This window comes from Pseudomonas nitroreducens NBRC 12694, from assembly GCF_002091755.1.
Taxonomy (GTDB): Bacteria; Pseudomonadota; Gammaproteobacteria; order Pseudomonadales; family Pseudomonadaceae; genus Pseudomonas; species Pseudomonas nitroreducens.
Map to the genome: position 1 here is coordinate 210,190 of NZ_BDAI01000006.1, position 15,871 is coordinate 226,060.

The 15,871-nt window shown below is 65.4% G+C and carries 15 protein-coding genes and 2 tRNA genes; 10 read left to right on the plus strand and 7 right to left on the minus strand.

Going from position 1 to position 15,871, the window contains the following annotated elements; translation table 11 throughout:
• Nucleotides 1-15: 15 nt before the first annotated feature.
• Complete coding sequence (locus PNI01S_RS18185; RefSeq protein ID WP_084358743.1) at nucleotides 16-921, minus strand: TIGR01777 family oxidoreductase; 906 nt, start codon at nucleotides 919-921, stop codon at nucleotides 16-18.
• A 275-nt stretch (nucleotides 922-1,196) separates the two neighbouring features.
• Here PNI01S_RS18185 and PNI01S_RS18190 point away from each other — a divergent pair, with 275 nt between their 5' ends.
• The 4 genes from PNI01S_RS18190 to phrB all read left to right on the plus strand — a co-directional run bounded on the left by PNI01S_RS18190 (nucleotide 1,197) and on the right by phrB (nucleotide 5,683).
• A complete protein-coding gene (locus PNI01S_RS18190; RefSeq protein ID WP_024762580.1) occupies nucleotides 1,197-2,180 on the plus strand; it encodes an NAD(P)/FAD-dependent oxidoreductase in 984 nt (327 codons plus the stop codon).
• A gap of 150 nt (nucleotides 2,181-2,330) precedes the next feature.
• A complete protein-coding gene (locus PNI01S_RS18195) occupies nucleotides 2,331-3,290 on the plus strand; it encodes a YbgA family protein (RefSeq protein WP_037011966.1) in 960 nt (319 codons plus the stop codon).
• 18 nt (nucleotides 3,291-3,308) lie between these two features.
• Nucleotides 3,309-4,259, plus strand: coding sequence for a MerR family transcriptional regulator (locus tag PNI01S_RS18200; RefSeq protein ID WP_084358744.1), 951 nt, complete (start codon nucleotides 3,309-3,311; stop codon nucleotides 4,257-4,259).
• On the plus strand, nucleotides 4,256-5,683 hold the full coding sequence (gene phrB, locus PNI01S_RS18205; RefSeq protein WP_084358745.1) for a deoxyribodipyrimidine photo-lyase: 1,428 nt from the start codon (nucleotides 4,256-4,258) through the stop codon (nucleotides 5,681-5,683). The genes PNI01S_RS18200 and phrB overlap by 4 nt, the downstream gene beginning before the upstream one ends.
• Before the next feature lie 86 nt (nucleotides 5,684-5,769).
• Here the strand turns inward: phrB and PNI01S_RS18210 are convergent, their stop codons facing one another.
• The 6 genes from PNI01S_RS18210 to hemA form a co-directional block, all read right to left on the minus strand.
• A complete protein-coding gene (locus PNI01S_RS18210) occupies nucleotides 5,770-6,291 on the minus strand; it encodes an acyloxyacyl hydrolase (protein WP_084358746.1) in 522 nt (173 codons plus the stop codon).
• A 115-nt stretch (nucleotides 6,292-6,406) separates the two neighbouring features.
• Nucleotides 6,407-7,201: a glutamate racemase gene (gene murI / locus PNI01S_RS18215; RefSeq protein WP_024762575.1), complete on the minus strand. Its 795-nt coding sequence runs from the start codon at nucleotides 7,199-7,201 to the stop codon at nucleotides 6,407-6,409.
• Nucleotides 7,194-7,949, minus strand: a complete 756-nt coding sequence (locus PNI01S_RS18220; protein WP_084358747.1) for a molybdopterin-synthase adenylyltransferase MoeB — start codon at nucleotides 7,947-7,949, stop codon at nucleotides 7,194-7,196. Before PNI01S_RS18220 ends, murI begins: the two co-directional genes overlap by 8 nt.
• A complete protein-coding gene (gene prmC / locus PNI01S_RS18225; RefSeq protein ID WP_084358748.1) occupies nucleotides 7,943-8,773 on the minus strand; it encodes a peptide chain release factor N(5)-glutamine methyltransferase in 831 nt (276 codons plus the stop codon). The genes PNI01S_RS18220 and prmC overlap by 7 nt, the downstream gene beginning before the upstream one ends.
• Before the next feature lie 14 nt (nucleotides 8,774-8,787).
• Nucleotides 8,788-9,870 carry a peptide chain release factor 1 gene (gene prfA, locus PNI01S_RS18230; protein WP_084358749.1) on the minus strand — a complete coding sequence of 361 codons (1,083 nt, stop codon included), beginning with the start codon at nucleotides 9,868-9,870 and terminating at the stop codon, nucleotides 8,788-8,790.
• The gene (hemA, locus tag PNI01S_RS18235; protein WP_038803562.1) at nucleotides 9,867-11,135 is read right to left on the minus strand and encodes a glutamyl-tRNA reductase; all 1,269 of its coding nucleotides are present in this window, start codon (nucleotides 11,133-11,135) and stop codon (nucleotides 9,867-9,869) included. Before hemA ends, prfA begins: the two co-directional genes overlap by 4 nt.
• Before the next feature lie 146 nt (nucleotides 11,136-11,281).
• On the opposite strand from hemA, the gene PNI01S_RS18240 reads away from it, so the two are divergent.
• From PNI01S_RS18240 to PNI01S_RS18265, 6 genes are all read left to right on the plus strand, one after another.
• Nucleotides 11,282-13,048, plus strand: a complete 1,767-nt coding sequence (locus PNI01S_RS18240) for a tetratricopeptide repeat protein (protein ID WP_169890142.1) — start codon at nucleotides 11,282-11,284, stop codon at nucleotides 13,046-13,048.
• A 3-nt stretch (nucleotides 13,049-13,051) separates the two neighbouring features.
• A complete protein-coding gene (gene lolB / locus PNI01S_RS18245) occupies nucleotides 13,052-13,681 on the plus strand; it encodes a lipoprotein insertase outer membrane protein LolB (protein WP_024762571.1) in 630 nt (209 codons plus the stop codon).
• A 1-nt stretch (nucleotide 13,682) separates the two neighbouring features.
• Entirely contained in the window at nucleotides 13,683-14,531 is an 849-nt protein-coding gene (gene ispE / locus PNI01S_RS18250; RefSeq protein ID WP_084358750.1) for a 4-(cytidine 5'-diphospho)-2-C-methyl-D-erythritol kinase, read from the plus strand.
• 30 nt (nucleotides 14,532-14,561) lie between these two features.
• A tRNA-Gln gene (locus PNI01S_RS18255) sits at nucleotides 14,562-14,636 on the plus strand.
• 62 nt (nucleotides 14,637-14,698) lie between these two features.
• Nucleotides 14,699-14,773 (plus strand) — tRNA-Gln (locus tag PNI01S_RS18260).
• Nucleotides 14,774-14,825: 52 nt separating this feature from the next.
• Nucleotides 14,826-15,767, plus strand: coding sequence for a ribose-phosphate pyrophosphokinase (locus PNI01S_RS18265; RefSeq protein WP_015478849.1), 942 nt, complete (start codon nucleotides 14,826-14,828; stop codon nucleotides 15,765-15,767).
• Nucleotides 15,768-15,871 lie beyond the last annotated feature (104 nt).

Sequence of the window (15,871 nt, forward strand, 5' to 3'; positions counted from 1 at the left end):
TCGGCAGGCCGGGGTTCAGCGGGCCTCGCGAAGCACGTCGGCCAGGGCCTCCTTCAGCTCCGGGAAACGAAACTCGAAGCCGGCGTCCAGCAGGCGTCGCGGCACGATGCGCTGGCCGCCCAGCAGCAGGGTCGACATCTCGCCCAGCAGCAGGCGCAGGGCGAAACCCGGCATGGGCATCAGCGTCGGCCGGTGCAGTGCCTGGCCCAGCTCCTGGGTGAAGTCACGGTTGCGCACCGGCTGCGGCGCGCAAGCATTATAGGGACCCTCGGCATCGGCCTTGCGCAAAAGAAAATCGATCAGGGCGATCTGGTCCTCTATATGGATCCAGGACATCCACTGGCGACCGTCCCCCAATCGCCCGCCCGCGCCCAGGCGGAACGGCGGCAACAGGCGCTTGAGGAAGCCACCTTCGGGCGCCAGCACCAACCCGGTACGCACCAGGACCACACGGATGCCCAGTGCCTCGGCCTCGCGGGCGATCTGCTCCCAGGCCAGGCACAGCTCGCTGGCGAAGTCTTCGCCGGCCGCTGCGCTGTTCTCTTCCAACGGGCGCTCACCCGCGTCGCCATACCAGCCGACCGCCGAGCCGTTGATCAGCACTGCCGGACGCTGGCTGCGGCTTTCCAGCCAGGCCACCAGGCGCTCGGTCAGGCGCACCCGGCTGTCCCACAGCAAGGCCTTGCGCCGGGCACTCCACGGCTTGTCGGCAATCGGCTCGCCGGCCAGGTTGACCACTGCGTCCAGCGGCCCGTCGCCATAGCCTTCGAAGTCGGCGATGCCGCGCACCGTCTCGCCGCACAGCGACGGAACGCGCTGCGGCTGGCGGCTGAGCACGGTGAGCTGGTGCCCCTTGGCGCTCCACTGGCGGCAGAGGCGGCGGCCGATCAGGCCGGTACCGCCGGTCAAGAGAATATGCATGGCGAACTCCTTGTTGCGTTGTTCCACCTTCCATCAGTCTGGACGAGAGGGAGGCGATTGCATTGACACTCCCTCTGCGGCGAGGTCTACGCTGTAAGTGCCGGAACCCGAGCCGGGCTCATCTCTGAATGAACCGATGCGGCACCGAAGGTTCCGATGATCGGATTCCTATCGATGACGAGCGCAGGCAACTGAAACACAATTGTACAGATAGTTTCGTTTGTACAAGAGCATCCCGCTCGTTACGCTGAAAGACCCAGAATACGAGGCATGTCATGAGCGCCCCCATTGCCATTATCGGCACCGGTATCGCCGGACTATCGGCGGCCCACGCCCTGCGTGACGCCGGACAGGACGTCCAGCTGTTCGACAAGGGCCACGGCAGCGGCGGCCGGATGGCCAGCAAGCGCAGCGAGGCCGGTGCACTGGACCTCGGCGCACAGTACTTCACCGCCCGCGACCGCCGCTTCCTCGACGCCATTCAGCAGTGGCGCGAGCATGGCTGGGTCGCCGAATGGGACCCAGCCCTCTACCAGTACCGCGACGGCGAGCTCAGCCCCTCTCCCGACGAGCAGCCACGCTGGGTCGGCACCCCGCGCATGAGCGCGATTACTCGTGCACTGCTGCAGGACCAGGTCGTCACCTTCGCCTGCCGCATCACCGAGGTATACCGCGGCGAGGAGCACTGGCACCTGCAGGACTCCGAGGGGCAGACGCACGGTCCGTTCAGCCGCGTGCTGGTCGCCACCCCTGCGCCACAGGCCGCCGCCCTCCTGGCCAGCGCGCCTAAGCTGGCCGCCGCCGCCGCGAGCATTCCCATGGAACCCACCTGGGCCGTTGCCCTGGCCTTCCGCGAACCGCTGGATACGCCGGTGCAAGGCTGCTTCGTCCACGAGGGCCCGCTGTCCTGGCTGGCCAGCAACCACTCCAAGCCGGGGCGCGACGAACAACTGGACACCTGGGTGCTGCACGCCGCCAGCGGCTGGAGCAAGCAGCACATCGACCTGCCCAAGGAAAGCGTGATCGAACACCTGCGCGGGGCCTTCGCCGAGTTGATCGGCTGCGCCGTGCACGCGCCCGACTTCGCACTCGCCCACCGCTGGCTCTACGCCCGGCCCATGGAAGCCCATCAGTTCGGCGCCCTGGCCGATGCTGACCTGGGCATCTACGCCTGCGGCGACTGGTGCCTTTCCGGTCGCGTCGAAGGCGCCTGGCTGAGCGGCCTGGAAGCCGCCCGCCGCCTGCTCGAACACCTCTGATCGCGCACGGCCCTCAGCTTCCGGAGAGGCCGTGAAGCCCCACGCTGGCGTCCCGCCCCTGTACAAAGCTTTGCACTTGTACAGGCTTGCGTCTATCCTGGCCGATAGTTGTACAAATAAATCATAATGTACAAGAAATCGGTCAAAACCATGTCCAGCATCCCGCCACGTCCCAAGCTCGGCATCAGCGCCTGCCTGCTGGGCGAACCGGTGCGCTACAACGGCGGGCACAAGGCCTCGCGACTGTGCCTGGACGTGCTCAGCCGCTATTTCGACTTCGTCCCGCTGTGCCCAGAAGTCGCCATCGGCCTCGGCGTGCCACGCCCAACCCTGCGTCTGGTGGGCGACCAGGATGATCCCCGCGCGCTGATCCAGCGCGAGGGCGGCCGCGACGTCAGCGAAGCCCTGCGCAATTTCGGCCGCCAGCAGGCCACTCTGCAGCAGGACATCTGTGGCTACATCTTCATGCAGCAATCGCCCTCCTGCGGCCTGCACCGGGTGAAGCTGTACCGCTTCGACGGCCAGTTGCGCTCAGCGGGCGGGCGCGGGCTGTATACGGAAACCTTCTGCGCCGCGCGCCCGGAACTGCCGGTGGAAGAAGAAGGCCGGCTCAACGATCCGGTAATCCGCGAGAACTTCCTCACTCGCGTCTTCGCCTGCGCCGAATGGCAGAAGCTCTGTACCCAGGGCCTCACGCGCCATGCAGTGATCACCTTCCACTCGCGCTACAAGTACCAGCTGCTGGCACACAACCCGCGTCAGTACAGCGCCCTCGGCCAGCGTCTGGCGAAGATCGGCGAACAGCCGCTGGAAGACTTCGCCCCGGGCTATTTCCGCGACTTCATGCAGGCCCTGGGTAGTTGCGCCACCCGCGGTACCCACAGCAATGTCCTGCAGCACCTGGCCGGCTACCTCAAGCACGACCTGCCCTCCGCCGAGAAGGCCGAGATGCAGCGCCTGATCGATCAGTACCGCGAAGGCGTGATACCGCTGGTGGTGCCGCTGACCCTGCTCAAGCACCACTTCCGCCTGCACCCGCACCCCTACATCGACGCTCAGGCTTACCTGCAACCGCACCCGGAAGACCTGAGCCTGCGCAATGCCATCTGACGTACCCACAGGATCCCCATGAACCCCGACCACCCTCACCGCGAGTCGGACGACGACTACCGCCAGGCCCTGGCCGACGGCTGGCTGCCGATCCGCGAAGTATCCCGGCGCACCGGCGTCAACCCGGTCACCCTGCGCGCCTGGGAACGCCGCTACGGCCTGGTCGTCCCCCAGCGCACGCCCAAGGGCCACCGCCTCTACTCCGAAGCGCAGATCTCGCGCATCCAGGCCATCCTTACCTGGCTCGGCCGAGGCGTGGCAGTGAGCAAGATCCGCGCGCTACTCGACGACAACGCGCCGCTGCCGGTGGACACCTCCGCCTCCCCCTGGGACGACCTGCGCCAGCAATGCATCGCCGCCATCGGCCGAATCAGCGAGCGCCAGTTGGACGAACTGTTCAATGGCGCGCTGGCGATCTACCCCGCACAGACACTCTGCGAACAATTGATGCTGCCGCTGCTGGACGAACTGGAACGGCGCTGGCAGGGCCAGTTCGGCGCGCAGCTGGAACGGGTGTTCTTCCATACCTGGCTGCGCACCAAGTTCGGCACCCGCCTGTACCACCACAACCGCCAGCAACGCGGTGCCCCGCTGCTGCTGGTCAACCAGTCCGGCTTGCCGCTGGAGCCGGGCCTGTGGCTCACCGCCTGGCTGGCCAGCAGCGCCGGCTGCCCACTGGAAATACTCGACTGCCCGCTACCGCCGGGCGAGTTGGCACTGGCGGTGGAGCGACTGCAGCCACGCGCCGTGCTGCTCTACTCCAGCCACACGCTGAATCTGTTGCAACTGCCCAGACTGCTGGCTGGCGTCGACTGCCCGCGCCTGCTGGCCGGCCCCGCCACTGCCATCCACCCCGATGCGCTGCAGGAACTGGCCATCGGCGAACCGCCGCTGCACCTGGCGAGCGACCCAGTCGCCGCGTTCGACCTGCTGCGCGAGCTGCACCTGCTCAACGGGGAGGCTGCATGAAGCGCCAACTCGTCTGGCTGCGCACCGACCTGCGCCTGCGCGACAACAGTGCCCTGCACGCCGCCGCCGAGCGCGGACCGGTGATAGCCCTTTACCTGCTCAGCCCCAGCCAGTGGCAACGCCACGACGATGCACCGAGCAAGGTCGACTTCTGGCTGCGCAACCTGCGCGAGCTGCGCACCGGCCTCGGCGAGCTGCACATCCCGCTGCTCATCCGCACAGCGGACTACTGGGACGAGGCACCGAAGGTCATCGCGCAACTCTGCCGCGAGCTGGACATCGAGACGCTGCACGTGAACGAGGAGTACGGCGTCAACGAAACGGCCCGCGACGCCGCCATGGAGAGGGAGCTGGTGCACAGCGGTGTCCGCTTGCGCAGCCACCTTGACCAGCTGTTCTTCACACCCGGCACCCTCCTCACCAAGAGCGGCACCTACTTCCAGGTCTACAGCCAGTTCCGCAAGGTCTGCTACGAACGCCTCAACCTGAGCGTACCCAGCCTTGTGCCTGCGCCCCGCTCACAGCAGGAGCTGAATATCGCCAGCGATGAGGTGCCCGAATACATAGAAGGCTTCGAGCCTCCGCCGCCGCAACTGCGCGAAGAATGGCCCGCCGGCGAAGACGCCGCGCACGAGCGCATCGTGCTGTTCACCGACGAGATCCTCAGGACCTACCAGGACACCCGCGACCTTCCCGCCCGCGACGGCACCAGCCGCCTATCGCCCTACCTGGCCGCTGGCGTGCTCTCGCCCCGGCAATGCCTGCATGCGGCGCTGGCGAATAACCATGGCGAGTTCGAGACCGGCAACAGTGGCGCAGTCAGCTGGATCAACGAGCTGCTCTGGCGCGAGTTCTACAAGCACATCCTGGTCGGCTTCCCGCGCGTGAGCCGGCACCGCGCATTCCGCGAAGACACCGAGAAGCTGAAGTGGCGCCAGGACAAGAAGGACCTGGAAGACTGGCAGCAGGGTCGTACCGGCTTCCCCATCATCGACGCCGCCATGCGCCAGTTGCTCGCCACCGGCTGGATGCACAACCGCCTGCGCATGGTGGTGGCGATGTTCCTGACCAAGAACCTGCTGATCGACTGGCGCGAGGGGGAACGCTGGTTCATGCGCCACCTGATCGACGGCGACCTGGCGGCGAACAACGGCGGCTGGCAGTGGAGCGCCTCCACGGGGACCGATGCGGCGCCCTACTTCCGCATCTTCAACCCGATCTCGCAATCCGAGCGCTTCGACCCGGACGGCCGATTCATCCGCCGCTGGGTTCCGGAGCTGGCCGGACTGCAGGGGCGCGCGCTGCACGATCCGTCGAAGCAGGGCCTGTTCGGGCCTGACGGTTATCCACAGCCGATGTGCGACCTCTCGGCCACGCGGGAGCGGGCGCTGGAGGCGTTCAAAAGCCTCGCAAACTCCCGCTGAGGCCCCTCTTCGTGGGTGCGGCTGAACCTCGATATGGCGCACATAAAAAAGCCGGGCGCTGGGCCCGGCTTTTTATCAGCGATCTGTTACAGCGGATGCGTGTAATAAAGGCTGTAGGATTCGATGCCATCGTTCGGCTGGCTGATACCGGCGTTGGAGTAGTGCATGGCCCGGACACCCAAGGCCTGGCCCTCTCCGAAACGCAGGCCGACGCCCAGGCGATCCTCGAAGTTGAAGGCGCCACCCAGGTCCTGGTCGCCGACACGGGAACCGCTGAAGACGGCTACGCCGATACCTGCCTCAACGAAGGGTTTGACCTTCTCGCCGGAAAATTCGTAGACGAATACCGGGCTGAAGGACAGCGAGTGGCGTCCACTGGCTTGGTCACCGCCTTCCCAGTAGGTGTAGCCGGCGTCCCAGTAACCGGTGAGGCGGCCCGTCGAAGTTTCCCACCAACTCTTGTCCCAGTCGAAACCCAGGCCCAGTCGGTAGGTCATGTCGTTCTGCCCGGTGAAACCGACAGCGCCGGTCAGGCTGGCTGCCTGCGAAGAGACCATGTATCCGAGAGTCAGAGCTGCCACAGTGGCAAGCGAGAGCAGTTTCTTCATCGAAACGTCCTTTATTAGAAAGCTGAATGAAAAATCCCCGCGAATAGCTGGCAATTATAAGGCCATTTGTCAGCATTTACTGACAGACCAAAGTAGATAGCTAGCTATTTTTCCATCAGCCAGGGAAGTGACTGACAGGTTCGTCAGTTCCCCAGAGCACTGGCAATACCGGTTCAAAGGCTTCGACTGCGCCGCTGGTCCATAGCTCAATTTTTTTTGCGTGGCCTTCAGCCAGCATCCCCCGTGCCTGCAGCACCCGCTCAAGCTGGCGAGCTACGGCGGCCCCGGTGTCGATCAGCGAAACGTCCGCGGGCACCAGTTGGCGCAGCAGCGGACGCAAAAAAGGATAGTGCGTGCAGCCCAGGATCAGCGTGTCGCAGCCTTCGGCCAGCAGCGGCGCAACATAACTCATCAGCAGTTCACGGGTCTGGGGGCCGTCCAGATCGCCCAGCTCGATGCGCTCCACCAACCCAGGACAAGGCTGGGTGATAACCCTCACATCGCTGGCGAAACGATCCAGCAACGCGGCGAATCGCGCACTCTTCAAGGTCCCGGTGGTGGCGAGTACGCCCACCACACCGCTGCGGGTCGCCTCGGCGGCGGGCTTCACCGCCGGCTCCATGGCAACGATGGGCAGCTGTGGATAAAGCTCGCGCAGGTCGGCGGCCGCAGCGGCCGTTGCAGTGTTGCAGGCCAGCACCAACGCCTTGGCGCCACGGCCCAGAAGGAATTCGGCGATGGCACGGCAACGCGCGCGGATGTACTCGGGAGTCTTCTCGCCGTAGGGTACATGGCCGCAGTCGGCGAGATAGATCAGCGATTCATGGGGCAGCCGCGCGCGGATTTCGTGGAGGACGCTCAGGCCGCCCACGCCGGAGTCGAACACACCGACCGGCGCGGCATCAGCCATGTGCCGCTCCGCACACGGCGCACTGCGGATCGCGCTTGACCCGCAGCTCGCGGAAGCGCGAGCCCAGCGCATCGATCAGCAGCAGGCGGCCCACCAGCGGCTCGCCGAAACCAGCCAGCAGCTTCAGCGCTTCCAATGCCTGCAGGCTGCCCACCAGGCCCACCAGCGGACCGACCACGCCGGCCTCGCTGCAAGTCAGCTCGGCTTCGCTGCCATGGCCATAGAGGCAGTGGTAGCAGGGGCTTTCCTCACGGCGCAGGTCAAACACCGAGAGCTGCCCTTCCAGGCGAATGGCCGCGCCACTCACCAGCGGCTTCTTCGCGGCAACGCAGGCGGCGTTGACCGCCTCCCGGGTGCCGAAGTTGTCGCAGCAATCCAGTACGAGATCGACGGCAGCAACCGCGGCGTCGAGGGAGTCGGCGTCCAGCGCCTGGCGATGGGCGACCAGCTTCACGTCCGGATTGATCGCCGTGAGGCGGGCAATGGCGGAATCCACCTTGCTCACTCCCACGCTGTCGCTGTCGTGGATGATCTGCCGCTGCAGGTTGGTCAGGTCGACCGTATCGAAGTCCGCCAGGTGCAGCTCGCCGACACCGGCAGCGGCCAGATACAGCGCCACCGGCGCACCAAGGCCACCAAGGCCGACGATCAGCACACGGCTGTCTTTCAGGCGTAGCTGGCCATCCACATCGATCTGCGGCAGGAGAATCTGCCGGCTGTAACGCAGCAGTTCGTTGTCGGTCAGCATGTCCAGCGCCCCAGGCTGATGCGTTCGTGGCCGCCCAGGTCACGGCGGCTTTCCACGGCAGTGAAGCCGCGGCCCAGCAGCAGGTCGCGCACGGCGTCGGGCTGGTCGAAGCCATGTTCGAGCATCAGCCAACCGCCATTTTCCAGATGGTTCGGCGCCTGGTTGATGATCAGGCGGATGTCGTCCAGCCCGTCCTGGCCGGAGACCAAAGCACTCGACGGCTCGAAGCGCACGTCGCCCTGCTTCAGGTGCGGGTCGGTACTGGGAATGTAGGGTGGGTTGCTGACGATCAGCGAGAAGCGCTCGCCATTGACCGCAGAAAACCAGTGACTGGCACGGAAGGCGACGTTGGCCAGGCGCAGGCGCTCGCGGTTGCGCTCGGCCAGGGCCACGGCCTCGGGAATGCGGTCCACACCCAGCACTTGCCAGCTTAGGCGCTCACAGGCCAGCGCGAGGGCAATGGCGCCAGTGCCGGTGCCCAGGTCGAGCACGCGGGAAGGCGAGGCCGGCAGCAGCGCCAGCGCGGTCTCCACCAGCAGTTCGGTGTCCGGGCGCGGGATCAGGGTATGCGGCGCGACTTCCAGGTCCAGGCTCCAGAAGCCCTGGCGGCCAAGGATGTAGGCCACCGGCTCGCCGGCTAGGCGGCGCGCCAGGTAGCGGTCGAAGAGGTCGTGCGCCTCACGGCTGACCACGCGTTCGGGCCAGGTGCGCAGGAAGCTGCGCGGTTTGCCCAACGCGGCGGCGAGCAACAGCTCGGCATCCAGGCGCGCACTGGGCGAGTCCGGCAATTGCGCCTCGTTGAGCAGAGTCATGATGGTTGCCATGGTCTGTCGCTCTCTTAATCGCCGAGCGCGGCCAGCTGGTCGGCCTGGAACTCTTGCAGCAAGGGCTCGATCACTTGCTCCACCGCGCCTTCCATCACTTCGCCCAGGGAATACAGGGTCAGGTTGATGCGGTGATCGGTGACGCGCCCCTGAGGGAAATTGTAGGTGCGGATGCGCTCGGAGCGATCACCCGAACCGACCAGCAGCTTGCGCGTGCTGGCGATCGCCTGCTGGGCCGCGGCCTGCTGCTGGTCGTTGAGCTTGGCCGCCAGCCAGGCCATGGCCTTGGCGCGGTTCTTGTGCTGCGAACGCTCTTCCTGGCACTCGACCACAATGCCCGACGGAATGTGCGTGATGCGCACCGCCGAGTCGGTCTTGTTCACGTGCTGGCCGCCGGCACCGGAGGAGCGGTAGGTGTCCACGCGCAGGTCGGCTGGGTTGATCTCGATGGCCGCCTGTTCGTCCGGCTCGGGCAGCACCGCGACGGTGCACGCCGAGGTGTGGATACGACCCTGGGACTCGGTCGCCGGCACACGCTGCACGCGGTGTGCGCCGGACTCGAACTTGAGCTTGGCGAAGACGCTTTCGCCCTCGACGCGGGCAATCACTTCCTTATAGCCGCCATGCTCTCCCTCGCTCTCGGACATGACTTCCACACGCCAGCCCTGCTTCTCGGCGTAGCGCGAGTACATGCGGAACAGGTCGCCGGAGAAGATCGCGGCTTCGTCGCCGCCGGTGCCGGCGCGGATTTCCAGGAAGACGTTGCGGCCGTCGTTGGGGTCCTTGGGCAGCAGCATGCGCTGCAGGCGGTCCTCCAGGCCAACCAGCGCACTCTTCGCTTCGGCGACCTCCTCCTCGGCCATTTCGCGCAGGTCCGGGTCGCTGTCCTTGAGCAGCGCCTGGGCGCCTTCAAGATCGGACTGCACCTTGCGGAACTCGCGGAAGGCAAGGATCACCGGCTCCACCTCGGCGTACTCACGGGAGTAGGCGCGGAACTTGGTCTGGTCGCTGATCACCTCGGCGTCGCCCAGGAGCGCAGTGAGCTCTTCGAAGCGATCGCTGAGGATATCCAGCTTTTTCAGGAGGGACGCTTTCATCGCTTGTCAGTGCCCTCCTCGAGGGCGAACAGTTCCTGCGCGACGGCCAGCGCATCGATGCGGCCCTCGGCGGAGAGTTTCTTCATCTGCACGCTGGGGGCGTGCAGCAATTTATTGGTCAGGCCACGGCTGAGCTGGGCGATGACTTCCATCGGGTCGGCGCCATTGGCCAGCAGACGCTGGGCCTTCTGGGTTTCCTCGTCGCGCAGGCGCTCGGCCTGCTGGCGATAGGCGCGCAGCACGTCGACCGCGGCCAGTTCGCGCAGGCGCTGCATGAACTCGACGACGCCATCGCCGACAAGCTCCTCAGCGGCCTGGGCGGCGCCCTGGCGGCTCTTGAGGTTCTCGGCGACCACTTCGTGGAGGTCGTCGACGCTATAGAGGTAGACGTCTTCCAGCTCGCCGACTTCCGGCTCGATATCGCGCGGCACGGCGATATCGACCATGAACATCGGCTTGTGCCGGCGCTGCTTCAAGGCTCGCTCCACCGCGCCCTTGCCGAGGATGGGCAACTGGCTGGCGGTGGAACTGATGACGATGTCGCTGTTGACCAGCTCGTCCGGCATGTCTGCCAGCAGGATGGCGCGTGCGCCGAACTGCTCGGCCAGTTGGCTGGCTCGCTCCAGGGTGCGGTTGGCGACCACGATGCGCTTCACGCCCTGCTCGTGCAGGTGGCGAGCGACCAGCGTGATGGTCTCGCCGGCGCCGATCAGCAACGCCTGGCTGCGGCTCAGGTCGCTGAATATCTGCCGGGCCAGGCTTACAGCGGCGAATGCGACCGACACCGGGTTCTCGCCGATGGCCGTGTCGGTGCGCACGGTCTTGGCGGTGCTGAAGGTAGCCTGGAACAGGCGCCCGAGCATCGGCCCGACGGTGCCGGCCTCGCGGGCCACCGCGTAGGCGGACTTCATCTGCCCGAGGATCTGCGGCTCGCCCAGTACCATGGAGTCCAGGCCGGCCGCGACGCGCATCATGTGGCGCACGGCTTCCTCGTCCTGGTGGACGTAGGCGCAGGCGCGCAGGTCATCGATGCCCAGGTTGTGGTAATCGGCCAGCCAGGCCAGCACGTCGCCGGCATCCGGGTGTTCGATCTCCAGGTAGAGCTCGCTGCGGTTGCAGGTGGAGAGGATCGCGGCCTCGCGGCTGGAGGTCAGCCTGCACAGCAGCTGCAGGGCCTCGACCATCTGCTCGGGAGTAAAAGCCACGCGCTCGCGCACGGCCACGGACGCGGTCTTGTGGTTGATGCCGAGGGCAATGAAGGCCATGCAGAATCGCTGATGCTGATCGGAAAGCCCGCAATTGTCCTACTTAGGCCAGTGAAGGACAACCACCCGCGACGTATCGCACACTGCAAATCGTATACAGGCCATCCAGCGGCGCTTGCCCATGGGATTGGCACTTTCCTTATGTCATGATGGTCCCATTTCGCAGGTCAGGCCCTCGTCCTTCCTCTATGAACAAGTCTCTTGCGCTGCTGACTGCTCTGCTGCTGCTCGGCGGCTGCCAGTCTCTTACACAGAAAAATTCCGACAGTGCTTCCGCGGAGAAGGACAAGGCCGCGGCTGCCCAGAAGGACCAGAAGTACGGCTCCTTCAGCGAGGACACGATGTTCTCGCTACTGACCGCCGAACTGGCAGGCCAGCGCAACCGCTTCGACATCGCCCTCGCCAACTATGTCGAGCAGGCCAAGGAAACCCGCGACCCGGGCGTCGCCGAGCGCGCGTTCCGCATCGCCGAATACCTGGGCGCCGACCAGGAAGCCCTGGACACCTCGCTGATCTGGGCCAAGGCCGCGCCGGACAACCTCGACGCCCAGCGCGCCGCCGCCATCCAGCTGGCGCGCACCGGGCAGTACGACGAATCCATGGTGTACATGGAGAAAGTCCTCAATGGCCAGGGCGACACCCACTTCGACTTCCTCGCGCTGTCCGCCGCCGAGACCGACCCGGATACCCGCGCAGGCCTCTTGCAGAGCTTCGATCGCCTGTTGAAGAAGTACCCGGACAACGGCCAGTTGCTGTTCGGCAAGGCCCTGCTGCTGCAACAGGACGGCCGCCCGCAGGAAGCCCTGCACCTGCTCGAAGACAATTCCGCCAGCAAGCACGACGTCGCCCCGCTGCTGCTGCGCGCCCGCCTGCTGCAGAGCATGAAGCGCAGCGATGAAGCGCTGCCACTGCTCAAGGCCGGCATCAAGGAACACCCGGACGACAAGCGCGTCCACCTCGCCTACGCCCGCCTGCTGGTGGAGCAGAACCGCCTGGAAGACGCCAAGGCCGAGTTCTCCGCGCTGGTCGAGCAATTCCCCGATGACGACGACCTGCGCTTCTCCCTGGCCCTGGTCTGCCTCGAAGCCCAGGCCTGGGACGAGGCCAAGGTCTACCTGCAGGAACTGGTGGAGCGCGACAGCCACGTCGACTCCGCCCACTTCAACCTGGGCCGCCTGGCCGAGGAGCAGAAGGACCCGGAAACCGCGCTCAAGGAGTACGCCCTGGTCGGACCGGGCAACGACTTCCTCCCGGCCCAGCTGCGCTCCACCGAGATCCTGCTGGACCAGAAACGCTATGACGATGCCTCGCGCCGCCTCGCCGAAACCCGCGACCGCCAACCGGACTACGCCATCCAGCTGTACCTGATCGAAGCGGAAGGCCTGTCCAACCGCGACCAGGTCGATCGCGCCTGGAGCGTCATCCAGCAAGGCCTCAAGCAGTTCCCGGACGACCTCAACCTGCTCTACACCCGTTCCATGCTCGCCGAGAAGCGCAACGATCTCGCACAGATGGAGCAGGACCTGCGCCTGATTATCCAGCGCGAGCCGGACAACGCCATGGCGCTCAACGCGCTGGGCTACACCCTGGCCGACCGCACCACCCGCTACAGCGAAGCCCGCGACCTGATCCAGAAGGCCCACTCGCTGAACCCGGACGACCCGGCGATCCTCGACAGCCTGGGCTGGGTGAATTATCGCCTGGGCAACCTCAGCGAAGCGGAAACTTACCTGCGCAAGGCGCTGGAACGCTTCCCCGACCACGAAGTGGCCGCACACCTGGGCGAAGTACTCTGGGCCCAGGGCAAGCAGAGCGAAGCCCGCAAGGTCTGGGCCACCGCCCTGCAAAGCCAGCCTGACAGCGCCGTCCTGCGCGACACCATGTTGCGCCTGACCGGCTCCGGAACCCTCTGATTTATGCGTTTACGTCACCTGATCGGCGCTGCCGCGCTGGCCCTGCTGGCCGGCTGCTCCAGCTTCGGCACCCACGAAGCCCTGGAAGGCCAGGGCAACGCCACCGCCTGGAATGCCCACAAGGCCCGTATCGCCACCCTCGACGGCTGGCAGATCGACGGCAAGGTCGGCATCCGCGCGCCCAAGGATTCGGGCAGCGGCACCCTGTTCTGGCTGCAGCGCCAGGACTACTACGACATCCGCCTGTCCGGCCCGCTCGGCCGCGGCGCCGCGCGGCTGACCGGCCGCGAAGGCGCCGTGACCCTCGAAGTCGCCGGCCAGGGCCGCTATGAAGCCGCCTCCCCCGAAGAGTTGCTGGAACAGCAGATGGGCTGGCGCCTGCCGGTTTCCCACCTGCTCTGGTGGATTCGCGGCCTGCCCGCCCCGGACAGCAAGAGTCGCCTGACCCTCGACAGCGACAGCCGCCTGGCCAGGCTGCAACAGGACGGCTGGGACGTGGAATACACCCGCTACAGCGAACAGAACGGCTACTGGCTGCCCGAGCGCCTGAAGCTGCACGGCCAGGACCTGGACGTCACCCTGGTGGTGAAAACCTGGCAACCGCGCCAGCTGGGCCAGGCGAGCCAGCAGTGACATGCAAGACCGCCTGACCCTGCCGGCACCGGCCAAGCTCAACCTGTTCCTGCACATCATCGGTCGCCGCGCCGACGGCTACCACGAGTTGCAGACCCTGTTCCAATTTCTCGATCATGGCGACGAACTCCAGTTCGCTGTGCGCGAGGACGGCGAAATCCGCCTGAACACCGACATCGCAGGCGTGCCCCACGACAGCAACCTGATCGTGAAAGCCGCACGCCGGCTGCAGGAACAATCCGGCACGAAGCTGGGCGCCGATGTCTGGCTGGACAAGCGCCTGCCCATGGGCGGTGGCATTGGCGGCGGCAGTTCCGATGCCGCCACTGCCCTGCTGGCGCTGAATCATTTGTGGTCACTGGACTGGGACGAAGACCGCCTTGCCGCACTGGGCCTGAGCCTGGGCGCAGACGTCCCGGTATTCGTACGCGGCCGAGCGGCATTTGCCGAAGGCGTCGGCGAGCAGCTCACGCCAGTGGAACTCGACGAGCCCTGGTTCCTCGTCGTTGTGCCGCAAGTCTTTGTCTCCACAGCAGAAGTTTTCTCCGATCCCGAGTTGACACGGGATACTCCGCCCATTAAAGTTCGCAGCCTTCTCGGGGTGGACGGTCATAACGACTGCCAGCCGGTCGTCGAGAAGCGTTACCCGGATGTACGTAACGCACTGATCCAGCTAGGTAAATTTACCGAAGCGAGATTGACCGGCACCGGAGCTTGTGTGTTTGGGAGCTTCCCAAACAAGGGCGATGCTGATAAAGTTCGCCGCCAACTTCCGGCCACTCTGCCGAGTTTTGTTGCCCAGGGCCGTAACATCTCGATGTTGCACCGAAAGCTGCAAGGCCAGGCCTGAGAAGCAGTAATGTAATCGGTTGTACGATACAGGGGCGTCGCCAAGCGGTAAGGCAGCAGGTTTTGATCCTGCCATGCGTTGGTTCGAATCCAGCCGCCCCTGCCATTAACCCAAGGGGTTATACGTACAGCGTCAACGAACACATTGCTCCGCAAGTTGTAAGCTACAGGGGCGTCGCCAAGCGGTAAGGCAGCAGGTTTTGATCCTGCCATGCGTTGGTTCGAATCCAGCCGCCCCTGCCATTTTCTTCTGGCTCAACCGGGCCTACCCTCAAGCCGACACAGGTACCGCAGCGTGTCCAAAATGATGGTTTTCACGGGGAACGCCAACCCCGATCTGGCACGCCGTGTCGTACGGCAGCTGCACATCCCCCTCGGTGACGTTTCTGTCGGCAAGTTCTCCGACGGCGAGATCAGCGTTGAAATCAACGAAAACGTTCGTGGTAAGGACGTCTTCCTGATTCAACCGACCTGCGCACCGACCAACGACAACCTGATGGAACTGGTGGTGATGGCCGATGCCTTCCGCCGCTCCTCGGCGACTCGTATCACGGCAGTCATCCCCTACTTCGGTTACGCCCGCCAGGATCGCCGCCCGCGTTCCGCTCGCGTGGCCATCAGCGCCAAAGTCGTTGCCGACATGCTGACCGTCGTAGGCGTCAACCGCGTACTCACCGTTGACCTGCACGCCGACCAGATCCAGGGCTTCTTCGATATCCCCGTCGACAACATCTACGGCTCGCCCGTACTGGTCGACGACATCGAAGACCAGCGCTTCGAGAACCTGATGATCGTCTCCCCGGACATCGGTGGAGTGGTGCGTGCGCGCGCCGTCGCCAAGTCCCTGGGCGTCGACCTGGCCATCATCGACAAACGTCGTCCGAAGGCCAACCAGTCCGAAGTCATGCACATCATCGGTGATGTCGAAGGCCGTACCTGCGTACTGGTCGACGACATGGTCGATACCGCCGGCACCCTCGGCCACGCCGCCAAGGCTCTGAAAGAGCACGGCGCCGCCAAGGTCATCGCCTACTGCACCCACCCGGTGCTGTCCGGCCGCGCCATCGAGAACATCGAGAACTCCGTACTGGACGAGTTGGTGGTGACCAACACCATCCCGCTGTCCGCTGCTGCACAAGCCTGTGGCCGCATCCGCCAGCTGGACATCGCTCCGGTTGTCGCTGAAGCCATGCGCCGCATCAGCAATGAAGAATCGATCAGTGCCATGTTCCGCTAAGGCGGAACAGGCCTGACGTAAAGCGCTTCGCCATGTCGGCGGAGCATCAGCAAAATCGCCCGAACGCTGGTCGCAAGCGTCCGGGCGATCTTGTCATTTTGGAG

Excerpts from the sequence above, each read along its gene's own strand:
- murI (WP_024762575.1), bottom strand. The coding sequence starts at position 7,201 with ATGGCTGATGCCGCGCCGGTCGGTGTGTTCGACTCCGGCGTGGGCGGC.
- phrB (WP_084358745.1), top strand. The coding sequence starts at position 4,256 with ATGAAGCGCCAACTCGTCTGGCTGCGCACCGACCTGCGCCTGCGCGAC.
- PNI01S_RS18195 (WP_037011966.1), top strand. The coding sequence starts at position 2,331 with ATGTCCAGCATCCCGCCACGTCCCAAGCTCGGCATCAGCGCCTGCCTG.
- ispE (WP_084358750.1), top strand. The coding sequence starts at position 13,683 with ATGCAAGACCGCCTGACCCTGCCGGCACCGGCCAAGCTCAACCTGTTC.
- PNI01S_RS18185 (WP_084358743.1), bottom strand. The coding sequence starts at position 921 with ATGCATATTCTCTTGACCGGCGGTACCGGCCTGATCGGCCGCCGCCTC.
- PNI01S_RS18200 (WP_084358744.1), top strand. The coding sequence starts at position 3,309 with ATGAACCCCGACCACCCTCACCGCGAGTCGGACGACGACTACCGCCAG.
- prfA (WP_084358749.1), bottom strand. The coding sequence starts at position 9,870 with ATGAAAGCGTCCCTCCTGAAAAAGCTGGATATCCTCAGCGATCGCTTC.
- lolB (WP_024762571.1), top strand. The coding sequence starts at position 13,052 with ATGCGTTTACGTCACCTGATCGGCGCTGCCGCGCTGGCCCTGCTGGCC.
- PNI01S_RS18220 (WP_084358747.1), bottom strand. The coding sequence starts at position 7,949 with ATGCTGACCGACAACGAACTGCTGCGTTACAGCCGGCAGATTCTCCTG.
- PNI01S_RS18240 (WP_169890142.1), top strand. The coding sequence starts at position 11,282 with ATGATGGTCCCATTTCGCAGGTCAGGCCCTCGTCCTTCCTCTATGAAC.
- hemA (WP_038803562.1), bottom strand. The coding sequence starts at position 11,135 with ATGGCCTTCATTGCCCTCGGCATCAACCACAAGACCGCGTCCGTGGCC.
- PNI01S_RS18210 (WP_084358746.1), bottom strand. The coding sequence starts at position 6,291 with ATGAAGAAACTGCTCTCGCTTGCCACTGTGGCAGCTCTGACTCTCGGA.
- PNI01S_RS18190 (WP_024762580.1), top strand. The coding sequence starts at position 1,197 with ATGAGCGCCCCCATTGCCATTATCGGCACCGGTATCGCCGGACTATCG.
- prmC (WP_084358748.1), bottom strand. The coding sequence starts at position 8,773 with ATGGCAACCATCATGACTCTGCTCAACGAGGCGCAATTGCCGGACTCG.